The sequence below is a fragment of the Streptomyces sp. NBC_00582 genome, from assembly GCF_036345155.1.
GTDB lineage: Bacteria > Actinomycetota > Actinomycetes > Streptomycetales > Streptomycetaceae > Streptomyces.
This window is the reverse complement of the sequence record NZ_CP107772.1, coordinates 8,441,888-8,458,892: the sequence shown is the minus strand read 5'-3', so window position 1 is coordinate 8,458,892 and position 17,005 is coordinate 8,441,888. Positions and strand designations below refer to the sequence as shown.

16 protein-coding genes are annotated in these 17,005 nt (G+C 69.7%); 4 read left to right on the top strand and 12 right to left on the bottom strand.

Going from position 1 to position 17,005, the window contains the following annotated elements; genetic code table 11:
- Positions 1-53: 53 nt before the first annotated feature.
- The 3 genes from OG852_RS38255 to OG852_RS38245 form a co-directional block, all read right to left on the bottom strand.
- Entirely contained in the window at positions 54-1,058 is a 1,005-nt protein-coding gene (locus OG852_RS38255; protein WP_133913468.1) for an FKBP-type peptidyl-prolyl cis-trans isomerase, read from the bottom strand.
- A 109-nt stretch (positions 1,059-1,167) separates the two neighbouring features.
- Positions 1,168-2,529, bottom strand: a complete 1,362-nt coding sequence (gene pafA, locus OG852_RS38250; RefSeq protein WP_059196529.1) for a Pup--protein ligase — start codon at positions 2,527-2,529, stop codon at positions 1,168-1,170.
- Positions 2,530-2,538: 9 nt separating this feature from the next.
- Complete coding sequence (locus OG852_RS38245; RefSeq protein ID WP_133913469.1) at positions 2,539-3,798, bottom strand: MFS transporter; 1,260 nt, start codon at positions 3,796-3,798, stop codon at positions 2,539-2,541.
- 130 nt (positions 3,799-3,928) lie between these two features.
- Between OG852_RS38245 and OG852_RS38240 the strand changes: the two genes are divergently transcribed.
- A complete protein-coding gene (locus tag OG852_RS38240) occupies positions 3,929-4,945 on the top strand; it encodes a LacI family DNA-binding transcriptional regulator (protein ID WP_133913470.1) in 1,017 nt (338 codons plus the stop codon).
- 67 nt (positions 4,946-5,012) lie between these two features.
- Here OG852_RS38240 and prcA read toward each other — a convergent pair whose 3' ends face one another.
- The 6 genes from prcA to arc all read right to left on the bottom strand — a co-directional run bounded on the left by prcA (position 5,013) and on the right by arc (position 11,172).
- Entirely contained in the window at positions 5,013-5,765 is a 753-nt protein-coding gene (gene prcA / locus OG852_RS38235) for a proteasome subunit alpha (protein ID WP_133913471.1), read from the bottom strand.
- Between the two features lie 62 nt (positions 5,766-5,827).
- A complete protein-coding gene (gene prcB / locus OG852_RS38230; RefSeq protein WP_330350286.1) occupies positions 5,828-6,673 on the bottom strand; it encodes a proteasome subunit beta in 846 nt (281 codons plus the stop codon).
- The gene (locus OG852_RS38225) at positions 6,625-7,212 is read right to left on the bottom strand and encodes an endonuclease VII domain-containing protein (RefSeq protein ID WP_330351569.1); all 588 of its coding nucleotides are present in this window, start codon (positions 7,210-7,212) and stop codon (positions 6,625-6,627) included. The genes prcB and OG852_RS38225 overlap by 49 nt, the downstream gene beginning before the upstream one ends.
- A gap of 39 nt (positions 7,213-7,251) precedes the next feature.
- Entirely contained in the window at positions 7,252-7,470 is a 219-nt protein-coding gene (locus OG852_RS38220; RefSeq protein ID WP_133913474.1) for a ubiquitin-like protein Pup, read from the bottom strand.
- 187 nt (positions 7,471-7,657) lie between these two features.
- Complete coding sequence (dop, locus tag OG852_RS38215) at positions 7,658-9,169, bottom strand: depupylase/deamidase Dop (RefSeq protein ID WP_208117191.1); 1,512 nt, start codon at positions 9,167-9,169, stop codon at positions 7,658-7,660.
- Positions 9,170-9,405: 236 nt separating this feature from the next.
- Positions 9,406-11,172 carry a proteasome ATPase gene (gene arc / locus OG852_RS38210; protein ID WP_133913475.1) on the bottom strand — a complete coding sequence of 589 codons (1,767 nt, stop codon included), beginning with the start codon at positions 11,170-11,172 and terminating at the stop codon, positions 9,406-9,408.
- A 243-nt stretch (positions 11,173-11,415) separates the two neighbouring features.
- Between arc and OG852_RS38205 the strand changes: the two genes are divergently transcribed.
- Positions 11,416-11,721: a ferredoxin gene (locus OG852_RS38205; protein ID WP_133913477.1), complete on the top strand. Its 306-nt coding sequence runs from the start codon at positions 11,416-11,418 to the stop codon at positions 11,719-11,721.
- 58 nt (positions 11,722-11,779) lie between these two features.
- Here the strand turns inward: OG852_RS38205 and OG852_RS38200 are convergent, their stop codons facing one another.
- From OG852_RS38200 to OG852_RS38190, 3 genes are all read right to left on the bottom strand, one after another.
- Positions 11,780-12,355 (bottom strand): hypothetical protein, encoded by a 576-nt coding sequence (locus tag OG852_RS38200; RefSeq protein WP_133913478.1) that lies wholly within the window; start codon positions 12,353-12,355, stop codon positions 11,780-11,782.
- Between the two features lie 205 nt (positions 12,356-12,560).
- Positions 12,561-13,463 carry a tRNA (adenine-N1)-methyltransferase gene (locus OG852_RS38195; protein WP_133913479.1) on the bottom strand — a complete coding sequence of 301 codons (903 nt, stop codon included), beginning with the start codon at positions 13,461-13,463 and terminating at the stop codon, positions 12,561-12,563.
- 49 nt (positions 13,464-13,512) lie between these two features.
- The gene (locus OG852_RS38190; protein WP_133913480.1) at positions 13,513-15,006 is read right to left on the bottom strand and encodes a site-2 protease family protein; all 1,494 of its coding nucleotides are present in this window, start codon (positions 15,004-15,006) and stop codon (positions 13,513-13,515) included.
- 176 nt (positions 15,007-15,182) lie between these two features.
- Here OG852_RS38190 and OG852_RS38185 point away from each other — a divergent pair, with 176 nt between their 5' ends.
- Both OG852_RS38185 and OG852_RS38180 read left to right on the top strand, forming a co-directional pair.
- Positions 15,183-16,283, top strand: coding sequence for a RecB family exonuclease (locus OG852_RS38185; protein ID WP_133913481.1), 1,101 nt, complete (start codon positions 15,183-15,185; stop codon positions 16,281-16,283).
- Between the two features lie 14 nt (positions 16,284-16,297).
- Positions 16,298-16,972, top strand: a complete 675-nt coding sequence (locus OG852_RS38180) for a response regulator (RefSeq protein WP_133913482.1) — start codon at positions 16,298-16,300, stop codon at positions 16,970-16,972.
- The last annotated feature ends 33 nt before the right edge of the window (positions 16,973-17,005 follow it).

Genomic DNA, 17,005 nt, shown 5'->3' with positions numbered 1-17,005 from the left:
CTACTGCTTCTCTACGGAAAGGCAACACACACAGTCTTCCATCCCGGACGACGTCAGGACGCCGCGAGGATGTCGACCACGAACACCATCGTGGAGTCCTTCTCGATGCCGCTGCCACTTGGCGGGTTGTCCCCGTAGCCCAGCGACGGCGGGATCACGATGAGGACCCGGCTGCCCACCTTCTTGCCGGTCAGGCCCTGCGCCCACCCCTTGACGACCTGCTGGAGCGAGAACGACGTGGGCGCGCTGCGGTCGTACGACGAGTCGAACTTCTTGCCCGTGTCCCACACGAAGCCCTGGTACTGCACGACCACCGTGCTGTCCGCCGCGACCTTCTCGCCGTCGCCCTCGATCACATAGGTCGCCACCAGCTTCGCCGGCGGGTCCACCTTGGGGATGTCGACGGAGGGCGCCTTGCCGTCGGTGTTCGTGCCGACCTTCGGCAGCTTCGCGTCGTCCTGCGGGACGTCGGTGCCCTTGGCGGAGCTCTTGGCGTTGAACGTGTCCTCCAGGTCCACCACGAACACCAGCGTGTCGGTGCCCTTGATGCCGGCCTGCGACTGGCCCTCCTTGCCGTAACCCCAGGTCGGCGGCACCGAGAACTCGACCCGGCTGCCCACCTTCTTGCCCGTCAGCGCATAGCGCCAGCCCTCGATAATGGAGCCCGGGGCGAGCTGGATGAACAGCGGCGTCTTACGGTCGTAGGAGTTGTCGAAGACCTTGCCGGTGTCCCAGATCTGACCCAGGTAGTTGGCCCAGATGAAGTCCTTCTCCGCGACCGTCCGGCCACCGCCCGCGATCACCGTCTTCACCGCGAGCTGGTCCGACGGCTCACCGCTGCCCTTGGCCACCGTCGGCTTCTCACCGAACTTCGTCCCCGCCGTGATGGCCGGCAGCGGTCCGTCCACGATCTTCGGCGCCGGCGCCGCGGACGTCTCGGAGGCCGAGGGCGACGCGTCCTCGCTCGCCTTGCTCGAGTCGGACTTGTCGTCACCACAGGCGGAGAGGGTGACCAGCCCCGCGGGGACGGCGGCAAGGAGAAGGGAACGTCGGCGCACGATGAAGGCCTCGTAATCGGTCGATCTTGGGAAGGGCGTGCGCGCAACTCTACGGCGTGAGAAGGGCGCCGTACGGGAAACGTACGGCGCCCGTGTTGCGTTCCGGGGCTCACATGCCGGCGATCAGCTTCTCCACCCGGTCGTCCACCGAACGGAACGGGTCCTTGCACAGGACGGTGCGCTGCGCCTGGTCATTGAGCTTCAGATGCACCCAGTCCACCGTGAAGTCCCGGCGCTGCTCCTGCGCCCGCCGGATGAAGTCGCCGCGCAACCGCGCCCGAGTGGTCTGCGGGGGCACCGACTTGCCCTCGAAGATCTTCAAGTCGTTGCAGATCCGCGCCGCTTGGCCCTTGCGCTCCAGCAGGTAGTACAGCCCCCGCCGGCGGTGGATGTCGTGGTAGGCGAGGTCTATCTGCGCCACGCGCGGATGCGACATCGTCATGTTGTGCTTGGCCCGGTACCGCTCGATGAGCTTGTACTTCATCACCCAGTCGATCTCGGTGCCGATCCGGTCCAGGTCCTCGGCCTCGATCGCGTCCAGCGTCCGGCCCCACAGCTCCAGGACCTGCTCGACCGTACCCGTACGGATCCCGCGGCGCTCGCAGAAGTCCACGGCCTTCTCGTAGTACTCGCGCTGCACCTCCAGCGCCGAGGCCTCCCGGCCGCTCGCCAGCCGCACCTTGCGCCGGCCCGTGATGTCATGGCTGACCTCGCGGATCGCCCGGATCGGGTTCTCCAGGGTCAGGTCCCGCATCACCGTGCCCGCCTCGATCATGCGCAGCACCAGATCGGTCGCCCCGACCTTGAGCAGCATGGTCGTCTCGGACATGTTCGAGTCGCCCACGATGACGTGCAGCCGACGGTAACGCTCCGCGTCCGCGTGCGGCTCGTCACGCGTGTTGATGATCGGCCGGGAACGGGTCGTCGCCGAGGAGACGCCCTCCCAGATGTGCTCCGCCCGCTGGCTGACGCAGTACACCGCCCCACGGGGCGTCTGCAGCACCTTGCCCGCGCCGCACAGAAGCTGGCGGGTCACCAGGAACGGAATGAGGATGTCCGCGAGCCGGGAGAACTCCCCGTGCCGCGCCACCAGATAGTTCTCGTGACAACCATAGGAGTTGCCCGCCGAGTCCGTGTTGTTCTTGAAGAGGTAGACGTCGCCCGCGATTCCCTCCTCGTGCAGGCGTCGTTCCGCGTCCACCAGGAGTCCTTCGAGAATGCGCTCGCCGGCCTTGTCGTGGGTGACCAACTCGGTCACGTTGTCACATTCCGGTGTCGCGTATTCCGGATGCGAACCCACGTCGAGATACAGGCGGGCGCCGTTCCGCAGAAAGACATTACTGCTTCGGCCCCATGACACGACACGGCGGAAGAGGTACCGCGCCACCTCGTCAGGCGACAGGCGGCGCTGTCCCCTGAACGTGCACGTGACGCCGTACTCGTTCTCCAGCCCGAAAATGCGGCGGTCCATGACTGAACATTACGCCCGATCCCCTGAACTGAAACGAGGTTCGGCAGCACGGTTCGGATCATTTTCCGATGAAGCCGCAACCACCGCACTTCCGGCCGGAGCTGCCAGTACCCGCCCCGTGACCAGCAAAACCACCAAGGACACACCGCCCGCGACACCCGGCAGCGCAAACCCCCAAACGGCGCCCCCCGCCTCCACGACCGGACCCGCGATCCCCGTCCCCACCGACGCGCCGACCGTGAAGGTGGTCACCAGCCAGGAGAACGCCTCCGTCACCGTGCCGCTCGGCGCGTGCCGGTCCACGAGGACGAACGCGCAGGCCAGCGACGGCGCCAGGAACACCCCCGCGAGCGCCGTCAGCGCCACCATCGCCGGCGCGCCCGGCATCAGCAGCAGCGGCAGGTAACACACCGCCAGAAACGCCACCAGCACCCTCAGCCGCCGCTCCGGCGTCCCCGCCCACTGCCGCGCCCCGTACACCACACCGCCGACCAGCGCGCCGAGGCCCAGTGCCGCCATCAGCCAGCCGTACACCGCGTCACCGCCGTGCTCGTCCGCGTACGGCACCGACGCCACCGTGATGGACCCGAGCGCGATCCCCACGAACAGGAACGCGCCCAGCAGCGCCAGCAGCCCCGGCGAGCGCAGCGCGCCCAGCCAGTGCGCCTCACGCGGCGCCGAACGCCACGCGCGCGAGGGCGGCGACACGACCACGGACAGCGCCCCGAGCACCCCGACCGCGTTGATCACGACCAGTGCCGCCGCCTCCGACCACAGGGCCACGCACAGCGTCACCAGCAGCGGTCCTACGGTGAACATCACCTCCTGGGCGACCGCGTCCATCGCGTACGCCGTGTGCACCTGCTCCTCGCGCCGCACCACCCCCGGCCACAACGCCCGCAGACCGCCCTCCAGCGGCGGTGTGAACAGCCCCGCCGCCGCCACGGCGGCGTACGCGAGCGGCAGCGGGTCCGTGCCCACGAGGGCGAACAGCGCCATCGCGAGCGCCGAGGCGCACGCCGCGGGCAGTTGGACGCGCGGCTGCCCGCGCAGGTCCACCAGCCGGCCGAGCAGCGGCTGGCCCACCGCGTTCGCGACGCCGTACACCGCCGCCAGCGCGCCCGCGAGGCTGTACGACCCTCCTTGCGCGCGCACGAACAGCACGATCGCGATGGCGGACGTGGCGTTGGGCAGCCGGCCGACCAGCGTCCCGGCCAGCAGCCGGGCGGCGTGCCTCGTCCTGAGGAGCTCCAGGTATCCCGCGGCCACAGTCCGCCTCCGTCGCCTCGCCCGGGGCGGTGGACCACCCCGAAGTTTTACGTATAACGCCTCTTGTCATACGTACCATGTGCGCTGTTCACCAGTCCAGAACCAGTCCAGCCGAAGGAGCCCGCCCACGGTGGCCCGAGGTAGCACCCGCCCCACCAGCCGTGACGTCGCCCGGGCCGCGGGAGTCTCCCAGGCCGCCGTCTCCCTGGTCCTCGGCGACAAATGGCGCGGCCGCGTCTCCGAGACGACCGCCGAACGCGTACGACAGGCCGCACGCGACCTCGGCTACCGGCCCAACCTCGCCGCCCGCAACCTCCGCCTCGGCCACACCCGCACGGTTCTGCTGGTCGTCCCGGCCCTCACCACCGAGTTCTTCGCCGGCGTCTACACCGGCGCCGCGCGCGTCGCCGCCGACCACGGCTTCGGCGTGGTCCTCTACCCCTCCCCCGAGGGCGTCGGCCCCGCCCGCGACCCCTTCGCCTCCGCGCAGGCCGCCCTCGACGGCGTCATCGCCTCCTCCATGGCCGCCGACGCCCTCACCGCCATCCGCGGCGACCAGCTCCCCCTCGTCATGCTCGACAGCGACCCCGCCGGCAGCCTCGGGGCCGCCACCGTCAACCTCGACATCACCGACGGCGTCCGCCAGGTCACCGAGCACCTGCTCGGCCTCGGCCACCGCCGCTTCCTGCACCTCGCGGCCGACATCCCGTCCTGGACGTTCCAGGTACGCGCGCGTGAACTCGCCACACGCCTCGCAGACGCCCCCGGAGCCTCCCTGCGCACCACCCGGGCCCCGATCTCCATCGAGGGCGCCCTCGCCGCCGCCGAGGCCGCCCTGAGGGCCCCGGGGCCCGGCCCCACGGCTGTCGTCTGCGACGACGACAAGCTCGCCGCCGGCGCCTACAAGGCCCTGCGCCGCCTCGGCCTGCGCGTCCCCGACGACGTCTCCGTCACCGGCCTCGACGACCTCGCCCTCGCCACCGCCCTCGACCCCGAGCTCACCACCGTCCGGCTCGACGCCGAGCTCTTCGGCGAACGCGGCATGCACGCCCTCCTCGCCGTCCTGGAGGGCCGCACACCGGACGCGGGGGACATTCCCGTCCAACTCGTCGTACGGGGCTCCACGGCCCCTCCGGGCGCCTCCTGAAACGCCCTGTGCCCCGGAGGTCGACCCGGCCGGGGCACAGAAGGGTGAGGGTGGGACTACGCGCGCTCTACTCCTCCCCGGAGTCCTCCTCCTCGGAGCTCTCCGCCTCCGTCGCCGCGCCGTCCGCGTCCAGCAGACGGGACAGCTGACGACCCACGATCCGCTTGAACTTCCGCTGCTGCGGACGCGTGCGGTCCAGCACCGCGACCTCCAGCCGCTCGGCGGGGATCTCGCGCTGCGTGCCGTTCGACTCCCGGGAGAGAGCCTGCACGGCCAGCTTGAGGGCCTCCGCCAGAGACATCCCGTCCTGGTGGCGCTGGTCGAGATAGTTGCTGATCAGCTCGGCGTTGCCGCCCACCGCGACCGAGCCGTGCTCGTCCACGATCGACCCGTCGTGCGGCAGCCGGTAGATCTGGTCGCCGTCCGGGGTCTCACCGACCTCCGCGACCACCAGCTCCACCTCGTACGGCTTCTCACCGGCCGAGGAGAAGATCGTGCCCAGCGTCTGGGCGTACACGTTCGCCAGACCTCGCGCGGTCACGTCGTCACGGTCGTAGGTGTAGCCCCGGAGGTCGGCGTACCGCACGCCGCCGATCCGCAGGTTCTCGTACTCGTTGTACTTGCCGGCGGCCGCGAAGCCGATCCGGTCGTAGATCTCGCTGAACTTGTGCAGCGCACGGGACGGGTTCTCGCCGACGAACACAATGCCGTCGGCGTACTGCAGCACGACCAGGCTGCGGCCACGGGCGATGCCCTTGCGCGCATACTCCGCGCGGTCCGCCATCGCCTGCTGGGGTGAGACATAGAACGGCGTCGACACCGGTTATCCGTCCCTTTCTGTCGAAGTCACTGGATCACCTGCAACAACAAGCGGACGGGCCGCTACAGCAGCGCGGCACGCGGGCCGTCCGGCTCCTGCAGCCGGCGCTCGAGGATCGAACGGGCGATCTCCGAGGACTCGTCGTCGGTGAGCCTGCGGAAACCGCCGTCGGTGATCACGGTGACGATCGGATAGATCCGGCGCGCGACGTCGGGACCGCCGGTCGCCGAGTCGTCGTCGGCCGCGTCGTAGAGGGCCTGCACCACGAGGGTCGTGGCCTGGTCCTCGCTCAGGTCGTCGCGGAAGAGCTTCTTCATCGCCCCGCGCGCGAAGATCGAGCCGGAGCCGGTGGCGGCGTAGTTGTGCTCCTCGGAACGGCCGCCGGTGACGTCGTACGAGAAGATGCGTCCCTTGCCTCGGTCGACGTCGAAGCCGGCGAACAGCGGCACGACCGCCAGCCCCTGCATGGCCATGCCCAGGTTGCTGCGGATCATGGTCGACAGACGGTTCGCCTTGCCCTCCAGGGAGAGCTGCGCCCCCTCGACCTTCTCGAAGTGCTCCAGCTCGAGCTGGAACAGCTTCACCATCTCCACGGCCAGACCGGCCGTGCCGGCGATACCGACGGCCGAGTACTCGTCCGCCGGGAACACCTTCTCGATGTCCCGCTGGGCGATGACGTTCCCCATGGTGGCCCGGCGGTCACCGGCGAGCACCACGCCCCCGGGGAAGGTCACGGCCACGATGGTCGTCCCGTGCGGCGCCTCGATCACACCCTGTGTCGGGGGCAACTGCCTCTTCCCCGGCAGCAGCTCCGGCTGGTGCTCGGAGAGGAAGTCCATGAAGGACGAGGACCCAGGCGTCAGGAAGGCAGCTGGTAGACGCCCGGTGCTACGAGTGTTGGCTTCCACGGAGTTCCTTCCAGGTAGGCGGCTGCCCGACGAACTGCGTCGGGATCATCTCCCAACTTGCCGATGGCCGAATTACAGTTGAAGCACAGTACGCCACGGACCCTACCCGTCTGGTGGCAATGATCCACATGTACGGCCGGAGCTTTCAGGCAGATCACGCAGAGCCCCATCTGAGAGGCGACCATGGCGTCACGCTCGGCTTCGGTGAGGCCGTAGTTTCGTTTCAGGTGACGGGCGCGCGCCTTCGCCCCTCGGCAGGCCTTGCAGCTCGTGGAGAGCCCGTCCGAAGCCGTTGCATTGCGGTGCCACTCACTGTGCGGCTTGATCTCCTCGCAACTGCGACAGAACTTGTGACCCGAGGGTGTCTCCACTGGCGGCCGGACGTTCCTCCCCTTTGCCAGGTGCCGAGCCTGGTGATAGGCAGCCCAGCACTCCCGACAGTAGGCCTGTAGCCCATCACGGGCGGCCCTATTACTTGCGAAGGCCGCCCGCGGTTTGGATTCCCCGCACCGCGAGCAAAGCTTCACGCCTTCTTCCATCGTCACCCGAAAGTCCGCCCGCAGCCTTGGAATCGAAGGTTACTCGCCGCCCTTCTGAACGAAACTACGGACGAAGTCCTCTGCATTCTCCTCGAGGACATCGTCGATCTCGTCCAGCACGGAGTCCACGTCGTCGCTCAGCTTCTCGTGGCGCTCCTTGAGGTCCTCGGAGCCCTGCGCCTCTGTCGCCTGCTCCTCGACCTCCTCCGTGGAGCGCGTCGCCTTCTGCTGGCCGCCGCCGGTGTCCTTGGTCGCCATATCCCTCACCCCGCTCAGTTCGCCCGACATGTTCGGCAGGTCGGCTTCCTGCCGATCGGTGATGATCAGACCCTACAAGCCGGGTCCGACATCGGCCCCGTAGTTGTTCCAACGTACGAGGGCCATCTCGATGATTCCCTCGCGGCGGGGTTTCCACCCCGCCGCGGGACAGCTTCCTCAGGCTTGTTCAGCCACCCGACAACACCCTGACCAGGTCTTCTGCCGTGCGGCAGCGGTCCAGGAGCTCCTTGACGTGATTTCGCGTTCCGCGAAGCGGTTCCAGGGTTGGGACGCGCTGGAGGGAGTCCCGGCCCGGGAGGTCGAAGATGACCGAGTCCCAGGACGCGGCGGCGACGTCGTCGGCGTACTGCTCGAGGCAGCGGCCGCGGAAGTACGCGCGTGTGTCCTCCGGGGGCTTGGCCTTGGCCCGCTCGACCTCCGGCTCGTCGAACAGCCGCTTCATCCGGCCGCGGGCCGCGAGGCGGTTGTAGAGGCCCTTGTCGGCCCGTACGTCGGCGTACTGGAGGTCCAGCAGGTGGAGCTTGGCCGCGTCCCAGTCGAGGCCGTCACGGCGGCGGTAGCCCTCCATGAGCTCCCGCTTGGCGACCCAGTCCAGCTCGCCGGCGAGGCTCATCGGGTCGTTCTCCAGGCGGGTGAGGGTGTCCTCCCAGCGGGCCAGGACGTCCTTGGTCTGGTCGTCGGCGTCGGCGCCGAAGCGCTCCTCCACGTATTTGCGCGAGAGCTCGTAGTACTCCATCTGGAGCTGCACCGCCGTGAGCGTGCGGCCGCTGCGGAGGGTGACCAGTCTCTTCAGCGTCGGGTCGTGGGAGACCTGGTGGAGCGTGCGTACGGGCTGGTCGACGGCGAGGTCGACCGCGATGAAGCCGTCCTCGATCATGGAGAGGACCAGGGCCGTGGTGCCCAGTTTCAGATACGTCGAGATCTCGGAGAGGTTCGCGTCGCCGATGATCACATGGAGGCGGCGGTACTTCTCCGCGTCGGCGTGGGGCTCGTCGCGGGTGTTGATGATGGGGCGCTTCAGCGTCGTCTCCAGGCCGACCTCGACCTCGAAGTAGTCCGCGCGCTGGCTGAGCTGGAAACCGTGTTCGTGGCCGTCCTGCCCGATGCCGACGCGGCCGGCGCCGGTGACGACCTGGCGGGAGACGAAGAAGGGCGTCAGGTGGCGCACGATGTCGGAGAAGGCGGTCTCCCGCTTCATGAGGTAGTTCTCGTGCGTGCCGTAGGAGGCGCCCTTGTTGTCGGTGTTGTTCTTGTAGAGGTGGATGGGCTGTGCGCCGGGGAGCTGGGCCGCGCGTTCGGCGGCCTCGGCCATGATCCGTTCGCCGGCCTTGTCCCAGAGGACGGCGTCGCGGGGGTTGGTGACCTCGGGCGCGCTGTACTCGGGGTGGGCGTGGTCGACGTAGAGGCGGGCGCCGTTGGTGAGGATCACGTTGGCGAGGCCGATGTCCTCGTCGGTGAGCTGGCTGGCGTCGGCGGCCTCGCGGGCGAGGTCGAAGCCTCGCGCGTCCCGCAGCGGATTCTCCTCCTCGAAGTCCCAGCGGGCCCGGCGGGCCCGGTGCATCGCCGCGGCGTAGGCGTTGACGATCTGGGACGAGGTGAGCATGGCATTGGCGTTGGGGTGGCCGGGGACGGAGATGCCGTACTCCGTCTCGATGCCCATTACTCGCCGTACGGTCATGCGGCCCTCCTTGCCCGGCGGCGCCCTCGGTCGTGGGCGCCGCTCAGATACCGGTGGTGCTCCGGTGCGGGTGCGGTGCCCGTCCTCTCCGCACATCGCAACCCGGCGGTAGGAAAGAGCCTAGAACGCCTCTGTGCCGGTGGGGAGATCATTTGCGTCATTGCCTTGCTCCAGCCGTGGCCTGAAAAACAGTCGGCTGCGGGTACCCGTGGTGGGCACCCGCAGCCGCCCGTTTCTTACAGGTACTGTCCGGTGTTCGCCACCGTGTCGATGGAGCGTCCGGTGTCCGCGCCCTGCTTTCCGGTGATGAGGGTACGGATGTAGACGATCCGTTCGCCCTTCTTTCCGGAGATACGGGCCCAGTCGTCGGGGTTGGTGGTGTTGGGCAGGTCCTCGTTCTCCTTGAACTCGTCCACACAGGCCTGGAGGAGGTGGGAGACGCGGAGGCCCTTCTGGTTCTTTTCGAGGAAGTCCTTGATCGCCATTTTCTTGGCGCGGCCCACGATGTTCTCGATCATGGCGCCGGAGTTGAAGTCCTTGAAGTAGAGGACTTCCTTGTCGCCGTTGGCGTAGGTGACTTCCAGGAAGCGGTTTTCCTCGGATTCGGCGTACATGTGTTCCACTGCCGTCTGGATCATGCTTTCGACGGTGGTGGCCTTGCTGCCGCCGTGCTCGCCGAGGTCGTCGGAGTGCAGCGGGAGGCGTTCGGTGAGGTACTTGCCGAAGATGTCCTTGGCCGCTTCGGCGTCCGGGCGCTCGATCTTGATCTTCACATCGAGGCGGCCGGGGCGCAGGATGGCCGGGTCGATCATGTCCTCGCGGTTGGAGGCGCCGATCACGACCACGTTCTGCAGTCCCTCGACACCGTCGATCTCGGCGAGGAGCTGGGGGACGATGGTGTTCTCCACGTCCGAGCTGACGCCGGAGCCGCGGGTGCGGAAGAGGGACTCCATCTCGTCGAAGAAGACGATGACGGGGGTGCCCTCGCTGGCCTTCTCGCGGGCTCGCTGGAAGACGAGGCGGATCTGGCGCTCGGTCTCGCCGACGTACTTGTTCAGGAGCTCGGGGCCCTTGATGTTGAGGAAGAAGCTCTTGCCGGCGGCCTGGCCGGTGACCTCGGCGACCTTCTTGGCCAGCGAGTTGGCGACGGCCTTGGCGATGAGCGTCTTTCCGCATCCGGGGGGCCCGTACAGGAGCACACCCTTGGGCGGGCGCAGTTCGTGCTCCTTGAACAGGTCGGGGTAGAGGTACGGGAGCTCGACGGCGTCCCGGATGGCCTCGATCTGGCCGCCGAGGCCGCCGATCTGCTCGTACCCGATGTCGGGGACCTCTTCGAGGACGAGTTCCTCGACCTCGCTCTTGGGGACGATCTCGTAGACGTAGCCGGAGCGGGGTTCGAGCAGGAGGGCGTCGCCGGGGCGGATGGTGACGTCCAGCAGCGGCTCGGCGAGCCTGACCACCCGTTCCTCGTCGGTGTGCCCGATGACCAGGGCGCGCTCGCCGTCCTCGAGGATCTCCTTGAGGGTGACGATGTCCCCGACCCGCTCGAATTCCATGGCCTCGACCACGTTGAGCGCTTCGTTGAGCATCAGTTCCTGGCCGCGCCGGAGCTCGTCGAGCTCGACGCCGGGACTGACGTTCACACGGAGTTTGCGGCCTCCGGTGAAGATGTCGGCCGTGCCGTCCTCGTTCGCCGCGAGGAAGACACCGAAGCCGGCCGGCGGCTGTGCGAGCCGGTCGACTTCTTCCTTGAGGGCCACGATCTGGTCGCGGGCCTCACGGAGCGTGTTGGCGAGTCTCTCGTTCTGGGCGGAGACGCCGGCCAGGTTGGTCTGCAGTTCGACGATCCGCTCTTCGAGAATCCTCGTGTGTCGCGGAGAGTCGGCGAGCTTGCGCCGCAGGACGGCGATCTCCTGCTCAAGGTAAGCGATCTGCCCGGACGGGTCGTCGGACCCTCGTCCCGGGCGGATGCCGCGGTTCATGTCGTCGTCGTGGGCTGCCACGGTCCTCACCTCCTCCAAGGGGAGCTGGACGCTTCCAGACCCTACCTGGGCGGGTGTCGATTGAAACCCCTAGATCACAAAGACTGTCGGGGTGTGTCCGATCTTCACCCTTGCGCTCTCCCTCACGCCAGGGGAATACCCACCGAACATGATTGGGAAGCGGGCGGGGGTAGGGTCGAAGTGTTCAACACCCGTCAGAGCCTGCATCGTTCCCGTACGGCTCGGCACTAAACGGCAGGAGAGATGAGCGTGCAGCAGGAGGCCGGTGTCGGCGCGGAGGCGCTGGAGGTCTGGATCGACCAGGATCTCTGTACCGGTGACGGCATCTGTGCGCAGTACGCGCCCGAGGTGTTCGAGCTGGACATCGACGGGCTGGCGTACGTGAAGGGCGCGCAGGACGAGCTTCTGCAGGCCAAGGGCGCCACGGTGCCGGTGCCGTTGCCGCTGTTGACGGACGTGGTGGACTCGGCGCGGGAGTGTCCGGGCGAGTGCATCCATGTACGTCGCGTTTCGGACAGCGTCGAGGTGTACGGCCCGGACGCGGAGTGACCGTTCAGGTACGGGCCGTGAAAGCTGTCTGATTTCTCACAGGGCGTGGTGGCTTGTTTCAGACGCTGTGGGCGCCGGCGGGTGTCGAGCGGATGAACGTGTCGCCCTTCCACCGCCACTTGACGCTGTCCTTGAGATCGGGGCAGCAACTGGGCACGTCCGCCGACGAGTAGCCGAGGAGTGTGGCGAGGACGGCACCCTCGGTGACGCTGAGCGTGGCGACGTTGGTGCGGTCCTTGGGGTCGACGAGGGTGGCGACCACGCGCGCGTGGCCGCCGCCGGCGCCCTGGGTGAGGACGTAGACGCCGTCGGGCGGGGTGCCCATGGGGGCGTCGCAGTGGACGACGGCGACGGTTTCGGGTCTGCCGTCGCCGTCGAGGTCTCCGCTCGCCTTCTTCATCACGACGGGCTTCACCGTGGGGCCGCAGTCGAGGGGGAAGTCGACGCCGGTGGTCGCCGGTGCGGTGGCGGGGGTGGTGTCGGCGTGCGGCGGGGAGGCCTGGGCGGCCGTCGCGGGTCCGGGCTGGAGGATCGAGGAGAGGGCCACGACCCCGGCCACGGCGGTGGCGGTGGCGACCCAGTGGATGGGCCGGGTGTGGGTGTGTGCCAGTTCCGGGACGGCGGGTTGCTGCACTAGGAGCGTCTCCTGGGGTGGCTGTGCCGGGGGGTGGGGGGTGGCCTGCATCGTGCCACACGTCACACGCCGGCGGAACGGCGGGGTGCGGTATGTCGGACGACGGTGGGTGCGGGATCAAGCCGAGGGCGCCGTGGCCGAGTTCCGGATCGGTTCCGGGAACTCGGCCACGGCGCCCTGTCGTTGTCCGTGGTGCGGGGCCGGGTCAGCGGCCGCTGCCTCCGTCGGCGTTGGGGCCGGCGTAGTCCTCGCCGTAGGCGCCCTTGGCGGGGCGGCGGCGGCGCATGGGCGGCTCGACGCCGTCGGCGAGACGGCGGGCGGTGAGCAGGAAGCCGGTGTGGCCGATCATGCGGTGGTCGGGGCGGACGGCGAGGCCCTCGATGTGCCAGTTGCGGATCATCGTCTCCCAGGCGGTCGGCTCGTTGAAGCAGCCGATCTCGCGGATGGACTCGACGGTCCGGGCGAGCTGGGTGGTGGTGGCGACGTAGCAGCAGAGGATGCCGCCGGGGACGAGCGCCTTGGAGACGGCCTCGAGGCACTCCCAGGGGGCGAGCATGTCGAGGATGACGCGGTCGACGTCGGTGTCGCTCAGGTTGTCCTGGAGGTCACCGACGGTGAGCTGCCAGGCGGGGTGGGGGCCGCCGAAGTAGCGCTCGACGTTCTGCCGGGCGATGTCGGCGAAGTCCTCGCGGCGCTCGTAGGAGTGCAGCATGCCCTGGTCGCCGATGGCGCGCAGCAGGAAGCTGCTGAGCGAGCCGGAGCCGACGCCGGCTTCGACGACGCGGGCGCCGGGGAAGATGTCGGCGAAGGAGAGGATCTGCCCCGCGTCCTTCGGGTAGACGACGGCTGCCCCGCGGGGCATGGACAGGACGTAGTCGGGGAGCAGGGGGCGCAGCGCGAGGTAGGCGACGTTCCCGGTGGTGCGGACAACGCTGCCCTCGGGAGCGCCGATCAGTTCGTCGTGGGGGAAGGAACCCTTGTGGGTGTGGAAGTTCTTCCCGTCCTCGAGCGTGAACGTGTAGTGGCGGCCCTTGGGGTCGGTCAGCTGAACCTGGTCCCCGACCTTGAAGGGCCCGCGCCTGCGGGCGGCACCGGTCGGTTCGGACATGTGAACAGCGTACCGGTCCCGGCAGGGGGCGCCGACCACCGCGGTCCCTTCAGCTCGGCCGGGCCATGGCCTTGACGAAGGCGCGCTCCACATCGGCCGCGGACAGGACGCCGTAGATCTCGCCGGTCTCCTCGACGACGAGGTACTCGGTGGCGGGGGTGGCGCGCAGGACGTCGAGGAGGTCCTCGCCGGCGAGTTCGGCGGAGACGCGCATGCCGTCGGTGAGGTCCTGGGCGAGGCCGCTGACGGCGACCCAGGGGCGGCGGTGTTCGGGGACGCCGACGATGGCGGCCTCGCGGACGAGGGAGAGGGGTTCGCCGTGGGCGTCGACGACGACGAGGGCGCGGGCGCCGGCGGCGTTGGCGCGGCGCAGGGCCTCGGAGAGCGGGGTGTCGGTCTCGACGGGTACGGCGCGGCGGGTGAGGGTGCGGGCGCGCAGTTCGGGGAGGTGTTCGCGCAGGCGGGCCATGCGCAGGCTGTTGCCGGCGCCGGTCCAGATGATCGCGGCGAGGATGGCGGCGAGCAGGGCGTCGGTGACGGTGTCCATGCCGACGCTGTCCTCGGCGCCGGCGCCGAGGGCGCCGGACTGGGTGAGCAGGGGGAGGCCGATGAGGACGGAGACGGCGAGGGCGCGGCCGACCCAGGCGGCGGCGATGGTGCCGCTCATGGGTTTGCCGGTGATCTTCCAGACGACGGCGCGGAGCATACGGCCGCCGTCGAGGGGGAGGCCGGGGAGGAGGTTGAAGATCGCCACGATGAGGTTGGAGATCATCAGGCCGGCCAGGAGGACGCCGGGGACGGTGCCGGGCTCGACGGGCTGCATGGCGGCGTAGAAGACGCCGGCGAGGACGAGGGAGAGCAGGGGGCCGACGAAGGCCAGCCAGAACTCGCGGCCGGGGGTCTCGGCCTCCTTCTCGATCTCGGAGACGCCGCCGAAGAACTGGAGCTGGATGCGGCGGACGGGGAGTTTGAAGCGGAGGGCGGCGATGGTGTGGGCGAGTTCGTGGATGAGGACGGAGGCGTAGAAGGCGACCGCGAAGAACAGGGAGACCAGGTAGCGGGCGGCGCCGAGCTCGGGCAGCACGCGGTCGAGCTGTCCGCCGAACACCCAGGTGATCAGCGCGGCGACGAGGAACCAGCTCGGCGCCACGTACACGGGTACGCCGAAGGGGCGTCCCATGAGCAGCCCGCCGCGGGGCTGCTCCGGGGGCCGCTGGGGCGGGGGTCCCTTGCTGCCGGCGGGGGCGGCGCCGGGTGGGTGGGGGTCCGAGTGCGCCCAGCCGCGGTCACCGGTGGGCGGGGCGTCCTGGGGGGCGGTTTCACCGGTCGGGGCGTCGGGAGGCGTGCCGTCGGTCCGTCCGTGGGAGGACTCCGTGTCCGCGGTCTCCTCGTCCGGGGCGTCCGGCCCGGTCGGGGACGGGGCGGCCGGGGACGGGCCCTCGGGCTCCGCGGGGGCGGTGGCCCGGGGCGCTGGTGTGGAGGGGTGCTCGGCCGACTCTTCGTTGTCCGGCCGCGGCCGCCCGCTCCCGCCGCTTTCCACCACGGTGTCCCCTCGTTCGAAGCGTCTCCCGCTCCTGCCGGGCGGAAGGGTCTGTGACCGATGGTATGCGGCCGTCGTGACGCGTTCCGCCCCGGCACCCCCCGTGTTTCCCCGCTCGTCGTGGGGTGGTCGGGTCGGGGGGTGGGTGACTGTCAGTGGCGGGCCGTATGGTCTGAGGCATGGACAGCAGCAGCGAGGACGTCGGCGGGGCGGGCGTCGAGGGCGGGGACGTCGAGGGGGCGGCCGGGGCGGAGGCGGCCGGGTCGGAGGCGGCCGGGTCGGAGGCGGTGGCCGTGGCGGAGGTCGTCCTTCCCGGACCGGCGGGGGCCGTCGCATCGGAAGCGGTCGCGGGGGCGGGGGTGGCAGCGGATCCCGCCGGGTCCGAGGCGGACGCGGGGACGGTCGTGCCCGCGCCGGCCCAGCGGGTCCCGGCGGCGCCTTCGTCCTTGTCGCCCTCGCGGGCCGGGGACTTCATGCAGTGTCCGTTGTTGTACCGGTTCCGGGTGATCGACCGGCTGCCGGAGAAGCCGAGTCCGGCGGCGACCAAGGGGACGCTGGTGCACGCGGTGCTGGAGCGGCTGTTCGACGCGCCGGCGGCGGAGCGGACCGCGCCGAGGGCGAAGGCGCTGATTCCGGGGCAGTGGGACCGGTTGCGTCGGACGCGGCCGGAGGTCGTGGAGCTGTTCGCCGACGATCCGGAGGGGGTGCGGCTGGCGGGCTGGCTGGCGGAGGCCGAGGCGCTGGTGGAGCGCTGGTTCACGCTGGAGGATCCGACGCGTCTGGAGCCCGCGGAGCGGGAGCTGTTCGTGGAGGCGGAGCTGGAGTCGGGGCTCAGGCTGCGCGGGATCATCGACCGGGTCGACGTGGCGCCCACCGGTGAGGTGCGGATCGTGGACTACAAGACGGGCAAGGCGCCGCGCGCGGAGTACGCGGACGGTGCGTTGTTCCAGATGAAGTTCTACGCGCTGGTGGTGTGGCGGCTGAGGAACGTGCTGCCGAGGCGGCTCCAGCTCGTGTATCTCGGGAGCGGGGACGTGCTGACCTACGACCCCGATCTCGGCGATCTGCAGCGGGTGGAGCGTCGGCTGCTGGCGCTCTGGGAGGCGATCCGGGAGGCCACGGAGACGGGTGAGTGGCGGCCGCGGCCGACGAAGCTGTGCGGCTGGTGCGATCACCAGGCGCACTGTCCGGAGTTCGGCGGTACTCCCCCGCCGTATCCGCTGCCGGTGAGGGCGGCCGCGTCCGGTGACGCCGAGCAGGGCAGAATGGGGCCGGACTAGCGAAGGAGACTCACGTGGCCATCCGCGTCCTACTGGTCGACGACCAGCCGCTGCTGCGTACCGGCTTCCGGATGATCCTGGAGGCGGAGCAGGACCTGGCGGTCGTCGGGGAGGCCGGTGACGGTCTTCAGGCCCTGGACCAGGTGCGGGCGCTGCAGCCCGATGTGGTGCTCATGGACATCCGTATGCCGCGGATGGACGGTGTGGAGGCGACCCGGCAGATCACGGGACCGGGGCGGGACGGTCCGGCGAAGGTGCTGGTGCTGACGACGTTCGACCTGGACGAGTACGTGGTGGAGGCCTTGCGGGCGGGGGCGAGCGGGTTCCTGCTGAAGGACGCGCCGGCCCATGAGCTGGTGCAGGCGATCCGGGTGGTGGCGGCGGGCGAGGCGATGCTGGCGCCCAGCATCACGCGCCGGCTGCTGGACAAGTACGCCACGCATCTGCCGTCGGGCGAGGAGCCGGTGCCGGACACGCTGCACACGCTGACGGACCGTGAGGTGGAGGTGCTGAAGCTGGTGGCGCGGGGCCTGTCGAACGCGGAGATCGCGGCCGATCTGTTCGTCAGTGAGACGACGGTGAAGACGCATGTGGGGCATGTGCTGACGAAGCTGGGGCTGCGCGACCGGGTGCAGGCCGCGGTGTACGCGTACGAGAGCGGTCTGGTGCGGCCCGGCGCGCAGCAGTAGGGCGTGCGGGTACGACGCGAAGGGCGCCCCTGC

Bases quoted from the DNA above. Each gene is read 5' to 3' on its own strand.
- OG852_RS38185 (WP_133913481.1), top strand. From the start codon at position 15,183: ATGGACAGCAGCAGCGAGGACGTCGGCGGGGCGGGCGTCGAGGGCGGG.
- OG852_RS38220 (WP_133913474.1), bottom strand. From the start codon at position 7,470: ATGGCGACCAAGGACACCGGCGGCGGCCAGCAGAAGGCGACGCGCTCC.
- OG852_RS38225 (WP_330351569.1), bottom strand. From the start codon at position 7,212: ATGGAAGAAGGCGTGAAGCTTTGCTCGCGGTGCGGGGAATCCAAACCG.
- pafA (WP_059196529.1), bottom strand. From the start codon at position 2,529: ATGGACCGCCGCATTTTCGGGCTGGAGAACGAGTACGGCGTCACGTGC.
- OG852_RS38205 (WP_133913477.1), top strand. From the start codon at position 11,416: ATGAGCGTGCAGCAGGAGGCCGGTGTCGGCGCGGAGGCGCTGGAGGTC.
- dop (WP_208117191.1), bottom strand. From the start codon at position 9,169: ATGACCGTACGGCGAGTAATGGGCATCGAGACGGAGTACGGCATCTCC.
- OG852_RS38195 (WP_133913479.1), bottom strand. From the start codon at position 13,463: ATGTCCGAACCGACCGGTGCCGCCCGCAGGCGCGGGCCCTTCAAGGTC.